Origin of the sequence: Pseudoalteromonas rhizosphaerae, from assembly GCF_028885455.1 — a bacterium.
Classification (GTDB): domain Bacteria; phylum Pseudomonadota; class Gammaproteobacteria; order Enterobacterales; family Alteromonadaceae; genus Pseudoalteromonas; species Pseudoalteromonas rhizosphaerae.
In genome coordinates this window covers 3156734-3180440 of record NZ_CP118496.1, presented here as the reverse complement: position 1 = coordinate 3180440, position 23707 = coordinate 3156734, and the positions used below count along the sequence as shown (strand labels likewise).

Here is a 23707-nt window from a genome sequence, read left to right as displayed (position 1 = left end):
ATTTATTGTAGTGCTTTATCAACTTTTTCAAACAAGTCATCACTTAAATTATCAAGCAAAGCTAGGCGTTGCAGCTGAGCTTTGATTGCAACTGAACGTACCTCATCATATCTGCGCCATGACATAAATGGCGTTAACATACGTGATGCATTTTGGGGGTTGATTGCATTAAGCTTAACTAGTAAGTCACCTAGCAATTGATAACCTGTACCATCTTCACGGTGAAACTGTGCGGTATTAAAATGACTAAAACTGCCCACTAGTGCCCTGACACGGTTTGGGTTTGAAAAATCAAAACAAGGGTGATCATATAACTTTTTGATATTACTAATGGCATCATCGCCACCTTGCATTGCTTGCAATGCAAACCACTTATCCATCACTAACACATCATGGCGCCACTGACTGTCAAATTGGTTTAACAACTCTTTTGCTAATGGATTATCAGCTTTTACCACTGCACTGAGCGCGGCGAGTACACTGGTCATATTGTGTGAATTAGCAGTACTAACAAGAAGTTGATTGATATCAAGCTCATTAATTTTTGCCAAATAATGCAAGCACATACCTTTTAATGCACGTATAGCGACAGCTGTTGCACTTACAGAGCCGTCATCAATTAAACTTTGATAACAGTCTAAGAACTCACTACGCAGTTGCTGAGCAATTTGTAACTCAAACTGATTTGTCACCGCAACCAATTGATCCACAGGGATCACATTAAACTCAGCTGCGAGGGTATCAAAACTAGGCAGCTTTAATAATTCAGCAATTAAAGCTAAATCTCCCTCCTGATCAACTAATAAACTACGTAATGCAGTAATAATTGCTGGATCCAATTGATTATTTTCAGGTGTTATAATGGCCCCTTTAACCGCCCCAATGAACAATTGTTGTTGAGCATCCCAACGCGAAAAGTCACTGCGCGCAAAGCGCATAATGTGTAATAATTCAGTGGCTGTATTTTGTTGCTCAACAATACACGGCGCAGAGAAATCCTCTAGTAGCACCGCTACAGGCTTCGCGGTTAAACCATCAAAGCTAAACGTTTGCTGCGCTGTTGTAACATCTAAGACATGATCAAGTGGCTGTCCTTCAAACTGTAAAGAGACAGACTCGCCCTGTTGATTAAGTAGCTCGATAGCAAATGGGATATGTAATGGCGCATTTTCTGGCTGATTAAGCGGTGCCAGCTGCTCTATATGCAGTGAAAAAGTACCACTGAGCTTATCATACTCTTGTTTTACGATTAGCCGTGGTGTGCCAGCTTGGCTATACCAACGTTTAAACTGAGTTAAATCGATACCTGAGGCATCACTCATAGCCGCAACAAAATCATCACAGGTAACGGCTTGCCCATCATGACGCTGAAAATAAAGTGCCATGCCCTGCTGGAACTTTTCTTCTCCCAATAACGTGTGCATCATACGGATAACTTCAGCGCCTTTGTCGTACACAGTTACTGTATAGAAGTTATTCATCTCAATCACTTGTTCAGGACGGATCGGATGTGCCATAGGACCGGCATCTTCACTGAATTGATGAGTACGCATTACTTTAACCGCATCAATACGATTCAGTGCCCGCGAGCCTAAATCACTGCTAAACTCTTGATCACGAAAAACTGTTAAGCCTTCTTTTAACGACAGTTGAAACCAATCACGACAAGTCACTCGGTTTCCTGTCCAATTATGAAAATACTCATGACCAACGATTGACTCTATAGTGTGATAATCTTTATCAGTGGCGGTTTCTTGATTAGCCAACACACATTTAGAGTTGAAAATATTCAGACCTTTATTTTCCATCGCGCCCATATTGAAAAAATCCACAGCAACGATCATGTAAATATCTAAATCATACTCAAGATTAAAACGCTGCTCATCCCACTGCATTGATTTTTTAAGTGATGCCATCGCATGAGGGGTTTTCGGTAAATTCCCTTTATCAACAAACAAGGCTAAATCTATTGTACGACCACTTTGCGTAACAAAGGTATCTTTAAGTACATCAAAGTCCCCTGCAACAAGTGCGAACAAGTAACTTGGCTTTTTGAATGGGTCTTGCCATTTTGCAAAGTGACGGCCATTGTCTAATTTACCTTCCGCTAATTTATTACCATTTGATAATAAATGAGTAAACTGCTCGTCAGCAATAATCGTCACGTCAAAGCTTGCAAGTACGTCTGGGCGGTCAAGATAATAGGTTATTTTTCTAAAACCTTGCGCTTCACATTGTGTACAATACGCCCCGCCAGATAGATATAAACCTTCTAAGGATGTGTTAGTTTTTGGTGCTATTTCATTAACGATTGTAAGCTGACATTGCGCTGGTAAATTATGGATCACAAGCTGCTCATCAAGTAGGTCATAATCTGTATATGCGTTGTTATCTACAGTAATTGAGATCAGTGTCAAATCAATGCCATCAAGCACTAAATCTGCCACACCAGCTATTTTTTTCGTGATCGTCATTACACTCGTAACACGGGTGTTTAACGGCAATAAATCGAAGGTCAAATCAATGTGATCAATTAAAAATGGTGGAGCTTGGTAATCTTTAAGATACTGTGCTTGAGGTTTTTTTAATGCAGTCATGTGAAACTCCAAAGTGGCTCCTCTTAGCAGAGGAGCGTATAATTTATGGCTATTGTTTTGGCTTAATACGTAAAATTTTAATGCCTAGGTAAGCATAAATAACAGCTAGTAATGGATTTATAAGATTAAAAAATGCATATAGCGCATAATCAAATGGGTTGATCAGTAATACACTTTGCATATATGCACCACAGGTATTCCAAGGGATCAGGGGACTGGTGATCGTCCCGCCATCTTCTAATGTTCTTGATAAATTAACAGGTTTCAAACCACGCTTTGCATATTCTTCTTTAAACATCCGACCAGGGACCACAATAGCGATATACTGATCTGCAGCAATTACATTGGTACCAATACAGGTCGCAATAGTAGCAGTAATTAAAGAGCCAGTGCTTTTCGCAATTTTAAGAATACTTTTTACAAAAATATCTAATAAACCTGTTTTTTCCATAATGGCGCCAAACATCAATGCCGTCATAATCAGCCACGTTGTGGTTAACATGCCAGACATTCCACCACCACTGAGTAATGAATCCATTTTTTCATCGCCTGTGAGGATACTAAAGCCATCAAAAAATGTACTCCAAACCAATTTAAAATAACCGACAATTTGCCCCTGAGAGCCATCAATTTGTGTTGCAATTAGGTCTGATTGAAAAATCATTGCCCATACTGCACCAAGTACCGCACCGATTGAAATTGCCGGAAATGCAGGCATTTTTTTAATTGCTAACACCAGTAAAACAATCAGTGGCACCAGCATCTCTAAACCTATATTAAAGTTTTGTTGTAGAATAGCGGTTATTTCATCAATACGCCCAGCCTCACTTGACGCTGTGGCATTAAAGCCCATAAAAATAAAGATGATTAATGCAATCACAAAACTTGGTACAGTCGTCCATAGCATATGATGGATATGCTCGAATAAATCAGCTCCCACAACCGCAGGAGCTAAATTTGTTGTTTCAGACAGTGGACTGAGTTTATCGCCAAAGTAAGCCCCAGATATTACGGCACCGGCCGTTACTGTTTGCTCTAATCCAAGGCCTGTAGCAACACCGAGTAGCGCTACACCTATTGTCGCCGCCGTGGTCCAAGAGCTACCAATACTCATTGCTACAATGCCACAAATTAAACAGCTTGCTGCGTAAAACCAACTAGGATTAATTACCTGTAAACCATAATAAATAAGCGTAGGTACAGTGCCTGACAGCAGCCAAGTGCCGATCAGCGCGCCAACCATTAACAAAATTAATATAGCGCCCAAAGATAGAGTGATCCCCTCTATCATCGCTTGTTCAAGTTTTTTCCAAGTATAGCCATTTTTAAGGCCAATAAGTGCAGCTGTAAATGTAGCAAACAGTAGCGCAATTTGATTCGGCCCTGATGACGAACTATCGCCAAATAAATAGACCGCAGCACCTAATAAACAAATCAGTACAGAAATTGGGATCAAGGCATCGAAAAAGCTGGCCTGTAGGATGGGTTTTTCTTTTTGTGAATTCAAAATTGAGACTCCTACGCGCATTTTTATGCGCGTTTAATTATTATTTTTTAGCACAGACGCGACGCTTAGCCTAACTAAGTTACTTACTTTTGTCAGCGTTTAATCAGTAATTATAGCAATATCAAGAGTTTTAGGCAGCAAAAAAGGCGCCAAAGCGCCTTTTTTATTAACCTGTAAAACGAGTTATTTCTTAGCTACACGACCAAACTTAATATAATCTTGGGTAATTAATGCAGCTTCTTCTAAGAATGGATCTAAGTCGTCTAAGACATCAGGCGCATCATCCAAGCTCTCAATCGGTTTTTCACCTAAACGAGTAAGCCTTTCATTAGTACGAGCTAATGCACGCGCTTCACCATCGTCTTTTTCTTTAATACGCTGCGCTTCTACAAGAGAAATAGTTTTCCGGTCTTTCTCTTCTTTATAACGCGTAATATCTTGAAAAACATAGTTAAACTCTGGTTCTGATTTAATGCGTTCAGCATGCGCTTTGCTTAAGTAAGCAATGGCTGGGTGTAAGTCATCAACCGAGTTATATTTGGCGCGAACGATACTGTCCCACGGTAATGCATTATCCTCTTGGCTTTCGCCCCATTCCGCTGGATCAATTGCTGATGGGAATGAAATATCTGGGATCACACCTTTATGCTGTGTGCTACCACCATTGATACGATAGAACTTTGCAATCGTATATTGCACACTGCCAAGTGGATTATCGTATAAATCGTAAGCACGGCCTAAGCCCTTATGCTGCTGCACAGTGCCTTTACCAAACGTTTGCTCACCAATTATCACTGCTCGACCATAGTCTTGCATCGCTGCGGCAAAAATCTCAGAGGCAGATGCGCTGTAACGATCAACAAGCACCGTAAGGGGGCCATCGTAAAACGTAACACCATCACGGTCTTTTTGCTCTTCAATGCGATTATTTAGAGTATGAATTTGCACTACTGGACCTTGGTCAAAAAACAAACCAGATAGTTGTGTTGCTTCATATAATGAGCCACCACCATTTTGGCGTAGGTCAATTATAATGCCATCTACTTTGGCTTCTTTTAATTTCGCCAATTCTACTTTAACGTCTTTAGACAAGTTGTTGTAGAAACCAGGGATCTCAATAACACCTATTTTGCTAGTTAAATCAGAATATTTTGCTTTAAATACTTCTGATTTTGCAGCTCTATCTTCGAGGCGAATTTTATCGCGAATAATTTCAACTACTTTAGGCGCGCCATGATCATCAGCACCTTTTAAGTATTGTAACCGCACCTTAGTGCCTTTTGGTCCTTTGATTAAATCAACTACGTCATCTAAACGCCAGCCAATGACATCAACAAATTCTTCTTTGTCTTGAGCAACGCCGATAATACGGTCGTCAGCTTTAATTTGCTCCGATTTATCAGCAGGTCCACCTGGAACCAAGCTGCGAATAACCGTGTAGTCTTCGTCGTAGCTTAGTACTGCACCAATACCTTCTAGTTCAAGATCCATGTCCATTTTGAACTGTTCAGCTCTGCGTGGCGATAAATAGGAGGTATGTGCTTCAATACTTCGCGCAAAAGAGTTCATTACGATCTGAAATACATCTTCACTATTGGTTTGCACTAAACGTTTTTGTGCATTGTGATAACGCTTAGTTAATAATTCTTTTATACCAGGCCAATCTTTGCCGGTCATTTTTAATCGTAGTGCATCATATTTTACACGTTCACGCCAAAGCTCATCTAACTCAGCTTGCGTTTTTGCCCAATCAGCATCTTCACGATCAAAGTAATATTCATCTGCCTTATCAAAGGTCATTGGTGTTTCAAGTAACTTTAAAGAATACTCATAACGCTCAAAACGACGCTGCATGCTTAGGTTGAAAATATCAAAGGTAAAATCAAGTTTACCGGTCGTTAATGCATTATCAAATTGGTTGCGGTATTGCTCAAATGAGGCAATATCCGCAGCCAAAAAGACGCTTTTATTAAAATCAAGGGATTCGATATAACGGTCAAACACTTTACTTGAAAGTGCGTCATCAAAACGAATTGGTTTATAATGTGCACGAGTAAATAAGTTTGTCACCCGTTTGCTAGCCGTACTATGCTGACTTTCTTGCGTAAGTACTGGCAAGTCTTTTGCTGTAACTACATCATTAACATCAGCAATATCTGATGCAAATAATAAACCTGAATACAGGGCGGCAACTAACGGAATGAGCTTAAACTTCTGACTCATACACAACTCCTTAATTTATATACAGCTTAAATAATGTACAGGCTGTCTGCTTTAGTTTTAACTTGCATGCCAGTTACCAACTCTACATGAACGTCTTCTTTGTTCACTTCAGTGATTACTGCATTAACAAGGGCTTGGCCAAGTTTAACTTTAACTTTGTTATTAACCTTGACCTCACTTGCTGGTAAAGGTTCAATTTTACCTGAACGTTTAACCGGCGCAGCTTTTGCTGGTGTGGTATTAACTTTAGCGTTTTTATCGCCTGGTTTAGCGAATTGGCCTGGTTTCTTTTTGTAAGATTTTGTGTCTGAATCATTACGTGGACGTTGTGACTTTTTACGTTTAGCCATTTTCGCACGACTTTCTTCAAGTGCTTTTTGAGCATGATCAATGTGCTCTTGTTCCACTTTAGCATCTTGATTTCCATCAAGATCAATACGAAATTCAGACTTAGTCACGGCTTCTAAATAACGCCAGTTAGACGTATATTTTCTCAGTGCTTGACGTACTTGCGTCTTACTTACTTTTTCAGAACCTTCAATTCGCTCAGCGATATCTTTAAAGATACCTACTTTCAGCGGCTTGATGCCGTCTTTTTGTTTAAAACATTGCGGAAATTCTTGATATAAAAATTCCAACACTTCATTAATATCTTTTAGCTTGTTTGTGGTTTCCATTTTAGAACCTATTTTTCACATCTTTTCATCAAGGGACGAATCGACGTAGTGTGTTACCCAGTCGACCAACTCTTCAAAGTCGGCTTCAATTACAGCCATATCGCCTCGAAGGTGTTCCCAAATACCGTTAATTATTTCATCAATTAATTCACATTCAGTGTCATCAGGAAGACGATCCCATGCAATATGAATTAAATCGTTGAGCGTTTCCGCTACATGCTCTTCATCCCCTTCCCAATCACCTACATCAGTGATGGCAAACAGATAATCCTGTACATTTACTAAGTCTTTCATGCAATAGTTGCCTCAAAACATGCGACGAGTGCTTCTAAACCTTGCTTATCATCAACATCAAACCTAGCAATACTTGGGCTGTCGATATCTAAAACAGCAAATACTTCACCATTTTTATGAATAGGTATTACTATTTCAGAATTAGACGCTGCATCACAGGCAATATGACCTGCGAATGCATGTACATCTTCAACTAGTTGAGTTTGTGCAGTTGCAGCGGCAGTTCCACAGACACCCTTTCCGACAGGAATTCGGATACATGCAGGATTACCTTGAAACGGACCAAGCACTAATTCAGTTGGTGAATCCATCAAATAAAAACCAGCCCAATTTACATCATCGAGTGACGTAAATAACAGCGCGCTAATATTCGCCATATTGGCAATAATGTTAGGTTCACCAGTAATTAGCGATTCAGTTTGTTTAACTAATGACTGGTAAAATTCTTGCTTTTGCATACCAAACTACTTCTTATCAAACATACAGTAGCTAAAGGTACTCTTTGTCGCCAATAATTGAAACCTTTTCAGGGCAAAAAAAAGCAATTTGCCCTAATTTTCAGCAAGCTTGGTTAATAATTCTGCTATTGAGGAGGTTGTTGTTTTATCGCACCTAACCTTAATCCATATAAAAACAGTCCCGCCGCTAAAGCTGACATCGCGGTATTAATTAAAAAGACCATACCACCTGTTGCACTGAGTAAGTAACTAAAAATTGCACCACCGAGTAAACCTAATGTCAGTACTCCCGAATAATTAACTTTCGCGTACTTGTACATCAATAAATATCCGGGTACTACAAAAGCAGCCATGGTTAAACCGACAATATGCGCGTTAGCTATCGCACTCATAAGTAACTGAAAAAAGGTAGTCAGCGGATCGGTATTGAGCGTTAATGCATAATAAACTCCTAACACACTGCCAATGATCACAGGTGAAAGTAATGATAACCCAACACTTTTTGCAAGCCGATGTTTCATAATGCGTCCTTAAAATCATACCTGAATAAATACTAAGGATGCATGATGTTTTACAACATCGAAATAGAGACTATGGTCGTAATTTACGATGATAAATCATACAGCAATCATGATAGGGTAATTTTGATGCCCGTTTAACCTAAGCAAGATCCAGTTTTAAACCGTTATAGAGTTTAGCGTTATTCACTTTACAGAAAAGTATAATTTAGCCTCTGTATATACAGAGGCTATAAATTTACAGTTGATTGATTTTTCTCGATAAATCAATGCTACTATGGTCACTCTTTCTTCAAGTTCAATGACTCTTGCAACTAGAATCTCTAATTTCTTTTGCATCGCTAAGGCAGTATCGGTTCTCTTTGCTTGTTCTAAGAAAAACAACTCTCTTTTAACTAATGTTTTCTAAAAAAAGTAATGTTTAATTATTAGCAGTAATACAAAAGGTGAACTAAAAACTATCATGACCAAAACAATTCAAGCATCATTGTCTCCATTAAATATTTTGAGTGGGTGTTCTAATAAACCTAGACGAACTATGTGGCTGATTTTGAAATAGTGACGAGAGTGTTACTTCACGCTTTTTCCCACGTCGGATATGTAGTGTAGGTTAACGTAAACGATACTCAGAATAATGGCTTTGCTTTGAATAGATTTTCTTTTAAATCGCCAGCTGCGCCACCAGACATATTAAATATAACGTAAGCCGCATTCGCAATATAACCAAGTAAACCATGTATCTGCTATTGTTGAGATGGTAACAACCATTTACGCTGAAATGGCATCATGTCATTGAAAAATATGACCCAAGCAGAATATTATAGCACTAATTAGTGCTGCTGGGATGACCCCAAAGATAAAAACGAAACAACATACCAAACAAAGCAGCTCTAAAGACTAGCTCTTCAAAAAAGCCTGCATATATGAATCTGTTACAACCTCTGATATAGAAAGATTTAGCTCATTACTTAAAAAAACGTAGCCTATTAACATAGGTATACAACTTACTACTGCAGCTGATAAATAGTGTTTGAAGTCTTCTATATTACTACCTCACGCGTCATACCAACGAATGTGTATAGATTCAATGGAGCATTAATAAAGGTAAGCAAACACCTAACTCAAAGGTAATGTTGTTATTCACCATTACGACCATAATGAGTTTGCATACTTTGCTCATGCTCTAGACTGAAAGGCACTGAGGGATCAAAAGTGGGTGCATCTTTTACTTGCTGCTGCGTCATATCAACATAGATTTTAGAAGTGGGCCAACTCACCTCTTTAATCCATTTTGGGGCAATCAAAACCAGATGACCCAACCACCAATTACTGGTGTTAATAATCAAATAACGAATTTCCCAGGTGTCGGTATCTATCAACATACCATGTAAGTGACCTAGATCACCGTCTATGACATCAAGTTTATAACCCGTTACTGCATTACTACTGCGTAGATGATGATCATTATCTTGAGATAATGCAGCATCAACATCTGCGAAATTATCTGGTGCATCTAAGTTATCAGGCTTTGGTACGACACTATAATAACCAGGTGACATCATATTAGGACTTGAATAACCACCCCATATATCAGTGTTATCCCAATAATGTGAGTAACCATAATATCGCATGTATTCTAGCTCATACTGCCTAGTACTTCGTCACACAAATTTTGACTAGTTGAGAGCACCGTAAGCTCTCTCTAGTTTTTCACGTGCTGAATCAACATTAAACATCCAATTTATACTGGCGCCTTCTTTATTTCGGCGCCATTCCCACGCCGTGAGCTCTGTCTTTAACTCTTCCATACTTGCTATGCGCCGATCTAAGCATTGCTTATTCATATTGCCAATTTCTATCTCGACCATATTCAACCAACTCGCATGTTTAGGTGTGTAATGGAACTCTATTTTATTTAAAATACGTCGTGCTTCTTGCGGTGAAAATGCTTTATATAACGCACCTTCCGTATGAGTCGATAAGTTATCTAGCACGACACGAATTTTATTCGCATGTGGGTAGTGTTCATCGACTAAGTCCTTCATACAGTGTGCAAAATCAACTTTCGTTTTCCTCTGTGTTGCTTTAACGTGTCGCCAACCCCGATGACGGTCAAAGAATACAAATAAGTTAGCCACGCCAACCCGTTTATATTCATAATCTAGGCGTTTTACCTGTCCCTTTTTCATCGGTTGTACTGGCCGTGTATCATCAACAAGTTGCTTCATCGCCTCATCAAAATTAATAATGGGATTGAGCTCATCCGCTGGCTCAGCATATAATTCAAGTACATGCTCCATTCTTGCAATATACTCAGCGTCCATTGTTGCCACACACCACATCTTTTTTTGCCATGGCTTTAACGCATTTTCTTTAAGGCGTCTACGAACCGTTTCATATGAAATACTGTCTAAATCCGTTAATGTTATTAATCGCTCGCCAAGTAACGCTAATGTCCATCGGCAGTGTCCTGTTGGCGGCTCAGAACAGGCTGTGGCTATTAAAGTTACTTCATCTTTCGCGGAGGTTTTTCTCATAGCACCACTTCGTGCACCTTCATTTAAAGCGGCTTCTAAACCGTCTTCGACAAACTGACGTTTGACTCGAAATACAGTTGAAGAGCTCACTTGAACCGCTTCACATATTTGATCTGTTGTATATCGACAACGGTCCGCTTTTAATAAAATGGCGGCTCGTTTGTACTTTCGAACATTGACCATGCCTTTTTTGCAGTAGTTAACTAATTCGCATTTTTCTTCTGCTGATAATTCAACAATATACTTTCGGTTCATAACAATATTAAATGAGTAAATATGAGTTAAAGGATCGTCAATTAGGATAAAAGTTCATTATGAATAAAGAAGAGTTGCCGTCGTTCACTGTGAAACAAGGGCAGTATTTGGCATTTATTTATTACTACACAAAAGTGAATGGTGTTGCACCTGCTGAAAATGATTTTGAGCGTTATTTTGGAACTGCATCATCAAGTGTTCATGCAATGATTTTAACGCTTAAAAAGAAAGGGTTCATCACTTCAACTGCTGGAAAAAGCCGAACGATAAAGCTATTGATAGGAATAAATCAGTTGCCTGAATTTAAGTAAGGCAACTGATCAGAACTTCTGTGAACGAGTACTAGAAACTGGTTTTTCGCTATCCATGTCAGGGCAGTTTTTAACTTGTTTTCTTGAAATTGTAACAGTGAGCGTCTGTGGTTTCTGATTCAACTCTTTGATTGATATAGGTGAAAGCAATATTTTTTTACTTAATAGCCAAGATCCAGTTTCGACCACCAGATATCGGATCACCCAATGTTTATCATCAAAGTAAAAATCTTTGGTAAGCCCAATATCTCCATCCGATGCATGAATAGCTAAATTTTTTAAATTATTCAGAGTATGTAACATGGCGTATTTGCTCCAGATTAAAAATGATAAACAATAAATCATTGTTTCGCTGATAGGGTTTTCATCTAAAAGCTTGCAACAAATTTCTCATTAAATCTGTTCGCTTTCGCACAGAACTGGCATTAATAAAAGCCTAGTCAAGATTTATCTATAAATTTTAAGGTGAACTGAAATGGCTAAAATAAAAAATTAGAGTTAGCAGCCCATCGCAACGATATCATCGAAGACGTGAATAATTTAATTAAGAAGTATCGCGCTATTTTTGACTGGGATGTACCCGATATATATGAAAGATTAGAAACAATTTAATTTTGAATGAAGCTCATCAATGGCTTGATAATATTAACAATGAATAAATTTCAACGGTCTATCAAGCTAGCAAAAAAAGTTCGCTCTGGAATGAGTTACCATATTACGCTCAAAAATAGATCATAATAAATATCAGATTCGCGACGTATTGGCTGTTAGTTTACCATTTTTTATGTCAGAACAGGACGTCATTGGCCAGGCCAAAGAAAGATGTGCATCAACACTCCCACGATCAAACTTAGATTCTGACTCACAGTTAAAAGAAAAAGCATTGGGTGCACCACCAGATAATAATAAAACAGTCATTATTGCTTTGAACAAGAATGATGATCTGATATCGCAGGTCAGAGAAGAGTCACAGCGCCCCGATGAATGATATTACCAAAGCCTTGCAAGTAGCGAACAACTCCACCGATAACAATTAACTTATCAGATAAAATCGACCAATAGTTTAGCGTGTGATTTGATCCGTTAATTTATTTAAAGGTTTATGCGGATTTATATGAAGTGCATGTTATTTGGCGCATTATGAAAATACATTGTCTTAGTCAATCTTTATGGAGAACTTCAGAAACAAAAAGGCCGTTGATTATCAACGGCCTTTTTGTTTTATATGGTGGAGAGATAGGGATTTGAACCCTAGAGGGGCTATAAACCCCTGCCGGTTTTCAAGACCGGTGCATTCGACCACTCTGCCATCTCTCCGAAACATTTATAAATCACGAATAAGAGTGTACTCGCAATTATTTTAATTAGGTGGTGGAGAGATAGGGATTTGAACCCTAGAGGGGCTATAAACCCCTGCCGGTTTTCAAGACCGGTGCATTCGACCACTCTGCCATCTCTCCGCACGGCCTGCATAATAGAGAAGGCAGTGCTCTTTGTGAAGCTTTTTTTTCAAAAAAGTGTTCAAGTGCTTAAAAAATCATTGATTTGTTTATTCTTAACTCACCTCTGAGTAAAAATCACACTAAATTGAACTTTTCTTTTTAATTATCGGTCTATTGAACTACAAAGGTTTGCCCAAATATAGAAGTCTTGGTAATCTAACTTCAGTTTAATTATCGGAACTTACAATAGGTTTCTAAAGGAGCTCTAAAATGGCATTTAATCATTCGTACAATACCGCTAGACCGGTTATGTCGACCATTGAAACAAACAAGGTACTTAAAAACACCTATTTCTTATTGGCCATGACATTAGCATTTAGTGCTGTGACGGCTGGTATCTCAATGGCATTACAACTACCTTATTTTATGGGGTTAGTTTTTACTCTTATTTCATTTGGCCTTTTATTTGTTGTAAATAAAAAAGCCGAAAGCGCGTCAGGCGTTGCATGGGTATTCGCTTTTACGGGTTTAATGGGTGCGGGACTTGGTCCGTTACTTAACCATTATGCAGCGATGCCAAATGGCCCAATGCTTATCATGCAAGCGTTAGGCTCAACTGCACTGATTTTCTTTGGTTTGTCTGCGTATGCACTAAATACTAAAAAAGACTTCTCTTTTATGGGCGGTTTTTTAACGGTAGGCCTTATTGTTGTGATTGTGGCCAGCATTGTTAATATCTTCATCGGCAGCTCGCTAATGTTTATGGTATTAAATGCAGCGGTTGTATTGATCATGTCTGGCTTAATCTTGTTTGATACAAGCCGCATCATCAACGGTGGCGAAACAAACTATATTCGCGCTACAGTCTCTTTATATTTAAGTGTATATAACTTGTTTACTTCATTGCTTGCACTGCTTGGCGCAAATAATGACTAATTAAATAGTTCTGTTAAAATAGCCCCTCTTTAGGGGCTTTTTTATTGGAATAGTTTTGGCACGATTTGTACTTTCTCTGCACAGCGCACCATCGGATCATGATACCACGCAACGTTTGGTTAAATTTGCACAAGCATGTTTAACACAAGGGCATAACATTGATGCCATTTTTTTGTATCAAAACGGTGTTTTTCATGCCAGCGAGCAACTAGATTTAGCAGCTGATGAATTAGCGATTAATGCTTTATGGCAACAATTACATGAGCAAGGGATTCATCTTATGTTGTGTGTTACTGCTGCCGAAAAGCGTGGCCTTGATATAAATAATACCGGTGTTTTTGCAGTCGCAGGGTTAGCTGAGTTTGCAATGCTTGCCAGTGATGCGGATAAATGGGTGCAATTTAAATGATCAATGTATTAGTTTTAAGCCACCATAGTCCTTTCGATGATTTACATATTCGTGATGCATTAGATATGACATTAATATTCGCTGCTGTTGAGCAAAATATTAGTTGGTTATTTAGCGGCCCTGCGGTACTAGCCCTAAAAAAACATCAACAACCTGAGCATATAGGTTTAAAGAACTACTTTAAGACCATCAGAACGCTAGAAATTTACGATGTTGAAAACATTTATGTATGTGAAAAGTCTCTGCTCGAGTATGGCCTTGATAAACATAACTTGTTAGTAGAAGTAAAAGCGCTTAATTATCAGCAGCAAACTCAACTTATTGCCCAGCAACAACACATAGTGAACTTATGAGCACTTTACACATATTTTCCAAGCCACTTGGCTATTACAAGACGGATCAATTAGTTAACCTGATCCAGTCAACAGACAAAGTATTATTATTAAGTGACGCATGCTTTGCTATTGCCCAATTTAGACAGCTTGCAACGCACTTATTAATACTTGCTGATGACGCCAAGGTACGAGATATCACAATCAATCAGCCCGATCACTCGCTTAGTTATGACGACTTTGTCGCACTAACATTAGCAACATCTCACTCTATTACGTGGTAATACATGCTTGAATTTAATAATCAAATTATCGACACGGATAAACAAGGTTACTTACTTGATCACTCGTTATGGAGTGAACAATTAGCCTGCGTTATTGCCGAGCAAGAAAACATTGAATTAACCTCCCAACACTGGGAAGTGATTCATTTTGTGCGTAATTTCTATTTGGAGTACAACACCAGCCCAGCAATAAGAATGTTAGTTAAAGCAATGGCAAAAGCACTGGGTGAAGATAAAGGCAATAGTATTTATCTGTATACTCTTTTTCCTAAAGGCCCAGCTAAGCAAGCAACTAAAATTGCTGGCTTACCAAAACCCGCACGGTGCATCTAGCAATGACAACAGCTAAACCAAATAATACAGCAAAACGCCGAAATAGCGGCCGTAGCTATAATCGCGGTGCAATTACAACCAAAAAAGTGAATAACTCAATAAAGCGCGAGATAAAACCAGCCATTGCCGCCAGTGAGCGAAAAATTGTCTTATTTAATAAACCATTTGATGTGCTGTGCCAGTTTACTGATGAAGCAAACAGACAAACCTTAGCTGACTTTATTACCATTAAAGATGTATATGCTGCAGGACGATTAGATAGAGACAGTGAGGGCCTGCTATTACTCACTAATTGTGGGAAATTACAAAACACTTTAACAGCGCCAAACAAAAAAACTAGTAAAACTTACTGGGCACAAGTTGAAGGTGAACCAACTGATGCAGCAATTAAACAACTGTGCCAAGGCGTCGAGCTCAAAGACGGATTAACATTACCAGCCGTTGTTAAACGCATAGATGAGCCAACTTTATGGCCACGTAATCCTCCCGTTAGAGAGCGAAAAAACATTCCAACCAGTTGGCTCAGTATTACCCTTACCGAAGGACGTAATCGCCAAGTAAGAAGGATGACAGCACATATTGGCCACCCTACTTTACGTTTAATCCGCTATCGTATTGGTGACTATACGTTAAAAGGAATTGATAATGGCCATTTTAAAATAATCGCAGATGAACTATAGCTGTGCTTGAGCGCAGCTATTTCAAATATGCCTAGCAGCGCTCAGCTGATTTTTTGTATCTATCTTCACTAACAACGATACAATTACGCCCTTGCCTTTTTGCTTGGTACAAAGCTTTATCTGCCGCATCAGCAAAATAGATATAATCGCCAGTTTGGGGATTATGCAAAGTTTTAATGCCCATGCTTAGTGTTATATAGCCAACATCTGTATATTCATGCTTAATAGCTAATAGATTAACGGCTTGCTGGATTTGTAATGCACTATGTAAAGCCTTTCAATATCAGTATCATTTTCTAACGCAAAGCTAAGAGCTTGTTGCCACGTTTGTCGCACCCACAAGATAATGTGGATCTGGGTAAGCATTAAGCCACCAATCATTAAGTGTTGGAACATCGTCAACAGTGTAACCGAACACATCGACAAAGCGTTGGTTTATAAGGATTATTCCTTAGTGAGCATACATACATTACACAACGGTATTGGCACTTGCATAAATAAATTAACGTACTCACTCAAATCATGCTGACGGGTTAGTGGTTTATTATCTTGCGCTGAATAATCACTATTTTGCACGATAACAGCATTATTTTGACTCGTTTTTACACGCATCGATAGCGCGAAATGCCATTCTTGCCACCAGGTTGCTAACTGTGAAACGAGAAAATACTCAGACTCACTTGAAGTTTTCAAATTCACGGCAACACTTTTAAGTAGGCAATCTACTTTTCTATATTCAATTACTCCCAATTGTTGATAATTTAAAAGAATATTTTCAAAAAGCCTATACGCATCAACTCTTAAAATACTGCGCGTGTCATCAACCATCGCTGTTAATTGTAATTTAGAATTACCAGCATATTGTGCAATGAAGTTAATTATTGATTGTTGATAGAAAATATAGTCCATATATATTGCCCATTAATTACGTGTGCATAAAAACATGCACTTGGAAGTACACCAGAATAGTTTAAAGGAATGTAAGCAGATGGAAATATTCGGCGTGAGAAAATTCGTAAAGAGCAGTTGATTAATGTAAACAATATAAAAGTGAAATCGCAATTTTAAAATCCCCTTAATAACTTTATCAGGTCCAGTAATTTACGTTATTTTAGCAATAAAACTTAGCCACTGTTCATAGGTTGGATCTTAAGAAACTTGAAGTTGAACTCTGTTAATGATCAAATAGTTACGCCAATAAAAACATGACCAAAAACAGAGTTCACATGCAGATTAACCAAGTTTCAAATCAATTAAAAGCCCTTATCTCAGAAAAACACCTCATTGAGCTTGCAAAAACCTCCGGATTTCAAGTTCGACACCGTTGCCTGTCGATCGTTTCTCTGCTCAAAGCTGTGTTCAAAAGCTTATCTTGCCTGCAAGACGCTAACTTGTCAGATATCCATCAGAACCTGCGAACGCAGGCCAATTGCACGATAAGTTATAAACCCTTTCATAATCAAATTCGAAAACCAGCCTTGACTGAGCTAGTCCGTGAACTCGTTATTCAAGCGATGTCTAAATTGACTGTAAACACGCTGGATAAAACCTTTTTTACCCAGCGAGGAATACAGCGAGTGTTATTGCAAGATGGCTCTTCATTTGCTCTACATTATGAATTAGCGCAGGTTTTTGCTGGTCGCTTTACTGCGATAAGTCCTGCCGCAATTGAGTTACATCTTACTTATGACCTATTTAACGAACAGCCTTGTGAAATAGATATCCGTCCTGATGTTGAAACCGAGCGAGCCTTTTTACCGGGTAGTCACACACTTGAAGATACGTTATTACTTGCTGATGCAGGGTATTTTGACTTAGATTACTTTGAACAAGTATCTCAAGATGGCGGCTACTTTTTGGTCAGAGCGAATAAAAACATCAACCCAACCGTCACATCTGCTTATTGCGCGGGCGTAGAGCTTAAAGAAAAGCATATTAAACTCAAAACCTTGCTCAAAAAGCGTGCTAGTCAGCCACTTGAGTTAACAGTACGCTGGAAGAAAAATGGACCCGAGTACAGGCTTATTTATCTACCCGATGAAAAGCGCCCTGTTTTCCTTGTTACTAATTTAAAAGAAACACAGTTTAACTTTGATGAGTTACTCGATATATACGCGACTCGTTGGCAAATCGAGTTACTTTTCAAAGAGCTAAAGTCATGGAATAACCTTAAGGGATTCATCACAAGAGACCCACACATTGCAGAATCGCTGGTTTGGCTGAGCATACTGCAAACACTTATCAAGCGTTTTATCTGCCATAGTGCAGCGACGATATTTAAGTGTGCGATCTCGACATTTAGAGCGAGCAAGTGCAGTTATCTTTGGTTGGATGATGTTTTGGATTGCATAGAGCAAACACGGTGCAGCCACAAGATACACCGTGTACTAAAGCTACTAGCGGTAAATTGTAAGCGTCAATCCATTGAAAAAGAAAGTGACATTTGCCGTTTTAAAATAGGAAGTCACGCGATCAATGTTCCTTAAGAACTAAGGTATGAGCCACTGTTTATTAAACAAACAAAAAACTATCATGTAAGAATAAATAAGGGTAAATTTATCATCTGATAGTGTATAAAAGTGCTAACTCTTATATATTTTAACAATCCAAAAAGACGACTTTGTGGCGCACAATATGCTTATTTTGTTAAATAACTCAAGTATGTTACTACACTGCCGTTATACATTATTGTATGAATAAACTCTCGACTTAAAAATACGGTATTAACTATATTATCGCGCGCATGGGATTAGATGCTAAATGGATATGACCAATGAAGAACTAAATTTTATATCAGATCTTTTCCAAGTGACGGTTCCTTCAAAATTGAGGGACAATCATACACTGACATTACAAAGCTCTATCCCTGCCAATATTGCTGAATTACTAAATAATACAAAATTAACACTACTGGCTGAAGTTGGCGATTATCAATTATGGTTTCCACTTGAAATAAGAATTGCTAAAACAGGCGTTGTGACCCCTGTATTAAGCGCACCAGAGGTCATCGACACACAAGGAATAAAGCGCTGTTGGCGTGGCGGGAACCTCAATATTCAGAGCCAAGACTTTGAAGTTGAATCAATCTCAAGTACTGGACTTTTTCTAAAATCAACGACTCAAAAAGCTCCTTTAGCGATTGAGCAACAGATAAAATTAACCCTTCCAAACAAAAAAAATATTACTATCGACATCAAACCGGTACGTTTTAGTAAGCGAGGCATGGCTGCCAAGATCACTCATATTCATCAAGGGAAAGAACATCTAAGGGCTTATTTATTTGAAGCCCATAAGCGCCAAAATGCCAATTTATATGAGTCCACAAACAGCTTATAAATATAATTCACAGTTGTGTATTAGTCGCAGCTAGTTGCAGTGAGGTTAGTACAGCGATAAGCTAAACCTTTATTGTAATAAATGAAGGTTCTATGAGCGAAAATAACTATCCAATAGGTACTCAAGGCACGCCTTGGAATGATAAAGATAAACAGTGCTGGTTTAACCTACAAACGATTAAACGTAGTTATCAATCTGAAGTTGTAACTTTAATCAACGAACTGGATAATGATTTCGAGGTTGAGCAATATGGTGCGCTCAGTTTTGATCCTACTCGCTACCCTCTTTTTATTATTAAATCAAAACAGTGGGCATCGAATAAACCGAGCATACTGATCACCGGTGGCGTACATGGCTATGAAACAAGCGGTGTTCATGGCGCATTACATTTTATGAAAACCCTAGGTATGAAATATGCTAAAGAGTTTAACTTACTGGTTGCTCCTTGTATTAGCCCGTGGGGATATGAAACCATTAATCGCTGGAACCCAGCAGCCATAGATCCAAACCGTTCGTTTTATTCACCAAGCCCAGCACCAGAGTCAGCAGCACTAATAAATTATATTAAAGCACAAAATATACCTTTATTAGCGCATATTGATCTGCATGAAACAACTGACACTGACAACAGTGAGTTTCGCCCTGCACTTGCGGCTCGTGATGGCAAGCTGAACACTAATTGGAATATTCCTGATGGTTTTTATCTTGTCGCTGATAGCTATAAACCTGAACCGCAATTCCAAAAAGCGATTATTGACACTGTTGCTAATGTGACTCAAATTGCCCCCAGTGATGAAAACAATCAACTCATTGGAGTGCCATTAGAACAACATGGTGTGATCAATTATGCTGCACGAGAACTCGGTTTATGCATGGGCTTTACAGATGCACAGTATGTCACGACGACAGAAGTGTACCCAGATAGTCCGACGGCAACAGATGAGCTATGTATTACAGCACAGGTGGCTGCAATTAAAGGTGCATTAGATCACCTGCTTACAAAATAATTATGACTAGGGTCTATTGGTAATTATATTTAGGCCCTATTCTGACATTTTTAATCTGGTTATATATTAATCACTGATTAATTAATGCAAATTTATAAAAAATTAAAAAATACCTAGACTCCGCGTTTTAATTGTATAAAATTCGCGCTCTTAAATTTTCTTACAAGGAAGCACGTTGAAATTTAGCAATAAACATGGACAGGTTAGTTTACACCGCGAGCAAAATATAATCATTGCTAATTTTTGCGGGAATCTTAATGCAAGTTTAGTAACCTCATTTAGCAATGGCTTATTTGAGCAGGTTAGTCAGCTTGCCAATAAACCATGGGGATATATCAGTGATTCTCAAAATTTGTTGGCTGCAACTCCTCAGGCAGAGCAACAACTTACAGTGTTGGCCTCTGCCATGGTTCGTAATGGATGTATTGCTAGCGCTTATATTTTTGATTCAGCTATCGTAATCAATCAAATGCAACGCATTATTCAAAATGCAGGCCTTAGCGTGGATGTTCGCCATCGTCTGTTTAAATGTTTAGTGCAAGCTAAAACCTTTGTTCACCAAACAATGAACGATAAAGCAGCTCAATTTCACTCTGCATAACTTAGTTACGATAAAAAACACTACTTATTGATGCCTTAATACCGCGGTCTTCTTCGGCTGTGATCACAAAATCAAGTTCATTGAGCTTACTTGGTAAATCATAGCCATCGGCAACCACAGTGACCGGGATGCGCTTCATTTGACCAGGCTCGACAGCTGTAAGTTGAGGACTCTGTAACTTAGCCACATCAAGACCGGTAATCGCTACTCGGTAATGCACTAACTGCTGTGTTTTATTAATTATTGTCAAGGTGTAAGGGTTTTCAACTAAGCCCTCATAATTTACTCGATATAATGCATTACGATCACGCAGGACTGACACTTCGATTGGCGTGCGTTGAACTAACCACGCTAACATACTGACCATTAATAAAACCGTGAGTGCGCCATAACCAACCAGTTTCAACCGGTATGGATTAGTTTGCTCGCCAGCCATCTGCTTTTCGCTTGCGTACTTGATCAAGCCTTTTTGATAGCCAAACTTATCCATTGTGTCATCGCATGCATCGATACATAAACCACAGTTAATACATTCATATTGTAAGCCGTTACGAATATCAATCCCTGCAGGGCACACTTCCACACATAAATTGCAATCTACGCAATCACCTAAATCTAACGCTTTAGGATCGGCCTTACGTTTACGTGGACCACGACTTTCCCCACGCGCACTATCGTAAGTGACAAGTAATGTATCTTTATCAAACATTACAGCCTGAAACCGTGAGTATGGACAAGCAATGGTGCACATTTTTTCTCTTAAGAAACCGGCATTTCCATAAGTACAAAAGGCAAACAAAAATACCCAAAAACTAGTGATGCCCGACCATTGCAGAGTAAACATATCCCCATACAAGCTTTTAGCCGGAATAAAGTAAGCCATAAATGACGTTGCTGTAAACAATGATATGATTAACCAAGCGCTGTGCTTGATTGTTTTTTTCTGCCATTTTGATAACGTCCACGCGGATTTATCTAACTTTATACGTTGATTACGTGTTCCCTCTATACGTTGCTCCACCCATGAAAACATCAGCATCCAAATTGTTTGTGGGCATGTATATCCACACCATACCCGGCCAAGCCAATTGGTAACAAAAAACAACGCAAAAGCGCTTAACATAAATAACAACGCCAAGATCATAAAATCTTGGGGCAGTAAGGTCAGCCCAAAAATAGCAAACTTTTGACTCGCAACATCTAGCAATACCGCTTGCTGGCCTTTGTATGGGATCCAAGGAATAAGAATGAATGTAAGCATGAGTAACCAACCAAGGTTACGGCGAATACGCTGGAAAAATCCTTTTTGCTCACGGATATAAATAGGCCCTTCATGCTTATAGGGCTTGATGATCATATCTTCTTCTTTAATATCAAATTTCATAATAACTACTTACTGTGACGGTTAGGCCTGTAAGTTTGCAAGTTTCAGACCAAACTGAAATTAAATTAAGCAACTGAATATTAATGAATTTTCATTTAATAAATTCGCTAAAATCGCGATATTTAGCGAGTATCGTGATATTTAACGATTTTTACGGATCATCAACTTGCGCATTTTTGATCGTAACGTACTCTCCGGCATGCCTAATTTAACTGCCGCGCCTTGACTGCCAGAAATTTGCCAATTTGATAGCTCTAATACTGCGATGATATGCTGTCTCTGCGCTTCGTCAAGGCTCAGATCCGTGTTTAGGTTAGCGCTAGCATTGGCATCAAGTGGTTGCGATAACTGTAATACAGACTGCTTTGATAAAATAGCCTCTCGCTCTAGTACATTCTGTAATTCACGAATATTACCCGGCCAATCATACGCTTGTAGCTGTGTTATGGCTTTTTCACTGAGTCCTTTGAGCTGTTTACCAAGACGTTTATTTAATTGCGCAATCAAATTACTACACAAGTATGGAATATCTTCTTTACGCGCTTTCAGTGGTGGAACTGTGATTGGAAATACATTTAGTCGATAATATAAATCTATTCTAAAGCATCCTGACTGCACCATTGCCCATAAGTCACGATTAGTCGCAGCAATTACACGAATATTAACTTTACGTGTTTGGCTACTGCCAACACGTTCAAATTCATGCTCTTGCAATACCCGTAACAACTTACTTTGCGCTTCAAGAGCAAGCTCTCCAATTTCGTCTAAAAAAATGGTGCCATTATTAGCCAACTCAAAACGTCCTTTACGATGCTCCTTAGCCCCCGTAAAAGCCCCCTTTTCATGACCAAATAACTCAGATTCAAGTAAGCTTGGCGTAAATGCGGCGCAATTGACCTTAATAAAGGATTGCCCACTGCGCCCACTTAAGCGATGTAAGTTACGAGCGACTAATTCTTTTCCTGTGCCGTTTTCACCTAAAATCAATACCGTGCTATCGGTCGGGCTAACAAGTTTTATTTGCTCAAGCATGGTTTGAAATACGTGGCTTTTGCCTACCAAACCAGACTCTTGCCAATCTTCATTAAGTTCTGCTATCAAATAGCTATTTTGCTCTTTTAATTGCTCACTTAAGTGATTCACTTGTGCTAAAGCATCACGCAGTGCGTGCTCTGTCTGGTGTTGTTTTGATACATCGCGAAATATCGCGACAGCGCCGATCAACTGATTATTTTTATAAACGGGTGTAGATGTATATTCTACCGCAAAACAGCTGCCGTCTTTACGCCAAAATACCTCATCTTTAACATGGCGATGCTTGCCGTCAAACATAGTACAATAAATCTGGCATTCATCTGCTGGATATGGCCGCCCGTCAGCATGACTATGATGATGGTACTGATGAATTTTTTTACCCAGCAACTCATCTGCATGCCATCCCGTCATGCGTTCAGCAGCGGGATTTACAAATACCGCATTACCACTTAAATCAAAGCCATATATTCCCTCACCAACGGCGTTGAGTAATAAAGTTGGATCGTCTAAAAACTGTTTTATCATTGCTTACACCAAACTCGCGAAATATC

26 protein-coding genes and 2 tRNA genes are annotated in these 23707 nt (G+C 38.9%); 12 read left to right on the top strand and 16 right to left on the bottom strand.

Going from position 1 to position 23707, the window contains the following annotated elements:
• Positions 1–2: 2 nt before the first annotated feature.
• The 9 genes from pepN to PVK79_RS13575 all read right to left on the bottom strand — a co-directional run bounded on the left by pepN (position 3) and on the right by PVK79_RS13575 (position 11066).
• Complete coding sequence (gene pepN, locus PVK79_RS13615; RefSeq protein WP_257325914.1) at positions 3–2597, bottom strand: aminopeptidase N; 2595 nt, start codon at positions 2595–2597, stop codon at positions 3–5.
• Between the two features lie 49 nt (positions 2598–2646).
• A complete protein-coding gene (gene nhaC, locus PVK79_RS13610) occupies positions 2647–4125 on the bottom strand; it encodes a Na+/H+ antiporter NhaC (RefSeq protein ID WP_145233807.1) in 1479 nt (492 codons plus the stop codon).
• Positions 4126–4287: 162 nt separating this feature from the next.
• Positions 4288–6327, bottom strand: coding sequence for a carboxy terminal-processing peptidase (gene prc, locus PVK79_RS13605; protein ID WP_149981053.1), 2040 nt, complete (start codon positions 6325–6327; stop codon positions 4288–4290).
• Between the two features lie 26 nt (positions 6328–6353).
• Entirely contained in the window at positions 6354–7004 is a 651-nt protein-coding gene (gene proQ, locus PVK79_RS13600) for an RNA chaperone ProQ (RefSeq protein WP_257325912.1), read from the bottom strand.
• Between the two features lie 15 nt (positions 7005–7019).
• Positions 7020–7298 carry a hypothetical protein gene (locus tag PVK79_RS13595; RefSeq protein ID WP_064666123.1) on the bottom strand — a complete coding sequence of 93 codons (279 nt, stop codon included), beginning with the start codon at positions 7296–7298 and terminating at the stop codon, positions 7020–7022.
• Positions 7295–7756 carry a GAF domain-containing protein gene (locus PVK79_RS13590; RefSeq protein ID WP_145233801.1) on the bottom strand — a complete coding sequence of 154 codons (462 nt, stop codon included), beginning with the start codon at positions 7754–7756 and terminating at the stop codon, positions 7295–7297. Before PVK79_RS13590 ends, PVK79_RS13595 begins: the two co-directional genes overlap by 4 nt.
• A 125-nt stretch (positions 7757–7881) precedes the next feature.
• Positions 7882–8277, bottom strand: a complete 396-nt coding sequence (locus PVK79_RS13585) for a hypothetical protein (protein WP_145233799.1) — start codon at positions 8275–8277, stop codon at positions 7882–7884.
• Positions 8278–9410: 1133 nt separating this feature from the next.
• A complete protein-coding gene (locus tag PVK79_RS13580) occupies positions 9411–9905 on the bottom strand; it encodes a PRC-barrel domain-containing protein (RefSeq protein ID WP_257325910.1) in 495 nt (164 codons plus the stop codon).
• 45 nt (positions 9906–9950) lie between these two features.
• Entirely contained in the window at positions 9951–11066 is a 1116-nt protein-coding gene (locus PVK79_RS13575; RefSeq protein ID WP_257324033.1) for an IS630 family transposase, read from the bottom strand.
• A gap of 59 nt (positions 11067–11125) precedes the next feature.
• On the opposite strand from PVK79_RS13575, the gene PVK79_RS13570 reads away from it, so the two are divergent.
• The gene (locus PVK79_RS13570; protein ID WP_149983453.1) at positions 11126–11377 is read left to right on the top strand and encodes a LexA family protein; all 252 of its coding nucleotides are present in this window, start codon (positions 11126–11128) and stop codon (positions 11375–11377) included.
• A 9-nt stretch (positions 11378–11386) separates the two neighbouring features.
• On the opposite strand, the gene PVK79_RS13565 is transcribed toward PVK79_RS13570, so the two are convergent.
• Positions 11387–11680 carry a PRC-barrel domain-containing protein gene (locus PVK79_RS13565; RefSeq protein ID WP_257325908.1) on the bottom strand — a complete coding sequence of 98 codons (294 nt, stop codon included), beginning with the start codon at positions 11678–11680 and terminating at the stop codon, positions 11387–11389.
• Positions 11681–12161: 481 nt separating this feature from the next.
• Here PVK79_RS13565 and PVK79_RS13560 point away from each other — a divergent pair, with 481 nt between their 5' ends.
• On the top strand, positions 12162–12365 hold the full coding sequence (locus tag PVK79_RS13560) for a hypothetical protein (protein WP_257325906.1): 204 nt from the start codon (positions 12162–12164) through the stop codon (positions 12363–12365).
• Between the two features lie 238 nt (positions 12366–12603).
• On the opposite strand, the gene PVK79_RS13555 is transcribed toward PVK79_RS13560, so the two are convergent.
• Both PVK79_RS13555 and PVK79_RS13550 read right to left on the bottom strand, forming a co-directional pair.
• Positions 12604–12694, bottom strand: a tRNA-Ser gene (locus PVK79_RS13555).
• Between the two features lie 52 nt (positions 12695–12746).
• Positions 12747–12837 (bottom strand) — tRNA-Ser (locus PVK79_RS13550).
• A 252-nt stretch (positions 12838–13089) separates the two neighbouring features.
• Between PVK79_RS13550 and PVK79_RS13545 the strand changes: the two genes are divergently transcribed.
• Genes PVK79_RS13545 through PVK79_RS13520 form a run of 6 tightly spaced genes read left to right on the top strand, consistent with a single transcriptional unit; the run spans position 13090 to position 15793 of the window.
• Complete coding sequence (locus tag PVK79_RS13545; protein ID WP_145233793.1) at positions 13090–13755, top strand: Bax inhibitor-1/YccA family protein; 666 nt, start codon at positions 13090–13092, stop codon at positions 13753–13755.
• Positions 13756–13810: 55 nt separating this feature from the next.
• Entirely contained in the window at positions 13811–14164 is a 354-nt protein-coding gene (tusD, locus tag PVK79_RS13540; protein WP_149981050.1) for a sulfurtransferase complex subunit TusD, read from the top strand.
• Complete coding sequence (gene tusC / locus PVK79_RS13535; protein WP_145233789.1) at positions 14161–14517, top strand: sulfurtransferase complex subunit TusC; 357 nt, start codon at positions 14161–14163, stop codon at positions 14515–14517. Before tusD ends, tusC begins: the two co-directional genes overlap by 4 nt.
• A complete protein-coding gene (locus PVK79_RS13530; protein ID WP_257325904.1) occupies positions 14514–14780 on the top strand; it encodes a DsrH/TusB family sulfur relay protein in 267 nt (88 codons plus the stop codon). Before tusC ends, PVK79_RS13530 begins: the two co-directional genes overlap by 4 nt.
• A gap of 3 nt (positions 14781–14783) precedes the next feature.
• Positions 14784–15113: a TusE/DsrC/DsvC family sulfur relay protein gene (locus tag PVK79_RS13525; protein ID WP_145233784.1), complete on the top strand. Its 330-nt coding sequence runs from the start codon at positions 14784–14786 to the stop codon at positions 15111–15113.
• Positions 15114–15115: 2 nt separating this feature from the next.
• Complete coding sequence (locus tag PVK79_RS13520) at positions 15116–15793, top strand: pseudouridine synthase (protein WP_182759815.1); 678 nt, start codon at positions 15116–15118, stop codon at positions 15791–15793.
• Between the two features lie 31 nt (positions 15794–15824).
• On the opposite strand, the gene PVK79_RS23570 is transcribed toward PVK79_RS13520, so the two are convergent.
• Both PVK79_RS23570 and PVK79_RS13515 read right to left on the bottom strand, forming a co-directional pair.
• The gene (locus tag PVK79_RS23570; RefSeq protein WP_425607894.1) at positions 15825–16019 is read right to left on the bottom strand and encodes a diguanylate cyclase domain-containing protein; all 195 of its coding nucleotides are present in this window, start codon (positions 16017–16019) and stop codon (positions 15825–15827) included.
• Between the two features lie 218 nt (positions 16020–16237).
• Positions 16238–16702 (bottom strand): hypothetical protein, encoded by a 465-nt coding sequence (locus PVK79_RS13515; RefSeq protein WP_257325901.1) that lies wholly within the window; start codon positions 16700–16702, stop codon positions 16238–16240.
• 317 nt (positions 16703–17019) lie between these two features.
• Here PVK79_RS13515 and PVK79_RS13510 point away from each other — a divergent pair, with 317 nt between their 5' ends.
• The 4 genes from PVK79_RS13510 (at position 17020) to PVK79_RS13495 (ending at position 20737) form a co-directional block, all read left to right on the top strand.
• Positions 17020–18279 carry an IS4 family transposase gene (locus tag PVK79_RS13510; protein ID WP_257324454.1) on the top strand — a complete coding sequence of 420 codons (1260 nt, stop codon included), beginning with the start codon at positions 17020–17022 and terminating at the stop codon, positions 18277–18279.
• Positions 18280–18553: 274 nt separating this feature from the next.
• The gene (locus tag PVK79_RS13505) at positions 18554–19129 is read left to right on the top strand and encodes a hypothetical protein (RefSeq protein ID WP_182759813.1); all 576 of its coding nucleotides are present in this window, start codon (positions 18554–18556) and stop codon (positions 19127–19129) included.
• Positions 19130–19221: 92 nt separating this feature from the next.
• The gene (locus PVK79_RS13500; protein WP_257325899.1) at positions 19222–20136 is read left to right on the top strand and encodes a M14 family metallopeptidase; all 915 of its coding nucleotides are present in this window, start codon (positions 19222–19224) and stop codon (positions 20134–20136) included.
• A 175-nt stretch (positions 20137–20311) separates the two neighbouring features.
• Positions 20312–20737 carry a hypothetical protein gene (locus PVK79_RS13495; RefSeq protein ID WP_257325898.1) on the top strand — a complete coding sequence of 142 codons (426 nt, stop codon included), beginning with the start codon at positions 20312–20314 and terminating at the stop codon, positions 20735–20737.
• 1 nt (position 20738) lies between these two features.
• Here the strand turns inward: PVK79_RS13495 and ccoG are convergent, their stop codons facing one another.
• On the bottom strand, positions 20739–22121 hold the full coding sequence (ccoG, locus tag PVK79_RS13490) for a cytochrome c oxidase accessory protein CcoG (protein ID WP_257325897.1): 1383 nt from the start codon (positions 22119–22121) through the stop codon (positions 20739–20741).
• A gap of 141 nt (positions 22122–22262) precedes the next feature.
• Complete coding sequence (locus tag PVK79_RS13485; RefSeq protein WP_149981042.1) at positions 22263–23681, bottom strand: sigma-54 interaction domain-containing protein; 1419 nt, start codon at positions 23679–23681, stop codon at positions 22263–22265.
• Between the last annotated feature and the right edge of the window lie 26 nt (positions 23682–23707).

What these genes read in the sequence shown, in the direction of transcription:
- PVK79_RS13575 (WP_257324033.1), bottom strand. Translation starts at nt 11,066, where the DNA reads ATGAACCGAAAGTATATTGTTGAATTATCAGCAGAAGAAAAATGCGAA.
- PVK79_RS13530 (WP_257325904.1), top strand. Translation starts at nt 14,514, where the DNA reads ATGAGCACTTTACACATATTTTCCAAGCCACTTGGCTATTACAAGACG.
- PVK79_RS13525 (WP_145233784.1), top strand. Translation starts at nt 14,784, where the DNA reads ATGCTTGAATTTAATAATCAAATTATCGACACGGATAAACAAGGTTAC.
- PVK79_RS13570 (WP_149983453.1), top strand. Translation starts at nt 11,126, where the DNA reads ATGAATAAAGAAGAGTTGCCGTCGTTCACTGTGAAACAAGGGCAGTAT.
- PVK79_RS13560 (WP_257325906.1), top strand. Translation starts at nt 12,162, where the DNA reads ATGTCAGAACAGGACGTCATTGGCCAGGCCAAAGAAAGATGTGCATCA.
- PVK79_RS13545 (WP_145233793.1), top strand. Translation starts at nt 13,090, where the DNA reads ATGGCATTTAATCATTCGTACAATACCGCTAGACCGGTTATGTCGACC.
- prc (WP_149981053.1), bottom strand. Translation starts at nt 6,327, where the DNA reads ATGAGTCAGAAGTTTAAGCTCATTCCGTTAGTTGCCGCCCTGTATTCA.
- PVK79_RS13565 (WP_257325908.1), bottom strand. Translation starts at nt 11,680, where the DNA reads ATGTTACATACTCTGAATAATTTAAAAAATTTAGCTATTCATGCATCG.
- pepN (WP_257325914.1), bottom strand. Translation starts at nt 2,597, where the DNA reads ATGACTGCATTAAAAAAACCTCAAGCACAGTATCTTAAAGATTACCAA.
- ccoG (WP_257325897.1), bottom strand. Translation starts at nt 22,121, where the DNA reads ATGAAATTTGATATTAAAGAAGAAGATATGATCATCAAGCCCTATAAG.
- proQ (WP_257325912.1), bottom strand. Translation starts at nt 7,004, where the DNA reads ATGGAAACCACAAACAAGCTAAAAGATATTAATGAAGTGTTGGAATTT.
- PVK79_RS13595 (WP_064666123.1), bottom strand. Translation starts at nt 7,298, where the DNA reads ATGAAAGACTTAGTAAATGTACAGGATTATCTGTTTGCCATCACTGAT.
- PVK79_RS13520 (WP_182759815.1), top strand. Translation starts at nt 15,116, where the DNA reads ATGACAACAGCTAAACCAAATAATACAGCAAAACGCCGAAATAGCGGC.
- PVK79_RS13585 (WP_145233799.1), bottom strand. Translation starts at nt 8,277, where the DNA reads ATGAAACATCGGCTTGCAAAAAGTGTTGGGTTATCATTACTTTCACCT.
- PVK79_RS13515 (WP_257325901.1), bottom strand. Translation starts at nt 16,702, where the DNA reads ATGGACTATATTTTCTATCAACAATCAATAATTAACTTCATTGCACAA.
- PVK79_RS13505 (WP_182759813.1), top strand. Translation starts at nt 18,554, where the DNA reads ATGGATATGACCAATGAAGAACTAAATTTTATATCAGATCTTTTCCAA.
- PVK79_RS13590 (WP_145233801.1), bottom strand. Translation starts at nt 7,756, where the DNA reads ATGCAAAAGCAAGAATTTTACCAGTCATTAGTTAAACAAACTGAATCG.
- PVK79_RS13485 (WP_149981042.1), bottom strand. Translation starts at nt 23,681, where the DNA reads ATGATAAAACAGTTTTTAGACGATCCAACTTTATTACTCAACGCCGTT.
- PVK79_RS13580 (WP_257325910.1), bottom strand. Translation starts at nt 9,905, where the DNA reads ATGCGATATTATGGTTACTCACATTATTGGGATAACACTGATATATGG.
- nhaC (WP_145233807.1), bottom strand. Translation starts at nt 4,125, where the DNA reads ATGCGCGTAGGAGTCTCAATTTTGAATTCACAAAAAGAAAAACCCATC.
- PVK79_RS13500 (WP_257325899.1), top strand. Translation starts at nt 19,222, where the DNA reads ATGAGCGAAAATAACTATCCAATAGGTACTCAAGGCACGCCTTGGAAT.
- tusC (WP_145233789.1), top strand. Translation starts at nt 14,161, where the DNA reads ATGATCAATGTATTAGTTTTAAGCCACCATAGTCCTTTCGATGATTTA.
- PVK79_RS13510 (WP_257324454.1), top strand. Translation starts at nt 17,020, where the DNA reads ATGCAGATTAACCAAGTTTCAAATCAATTAAAAGCCCTTATCTCAGAA.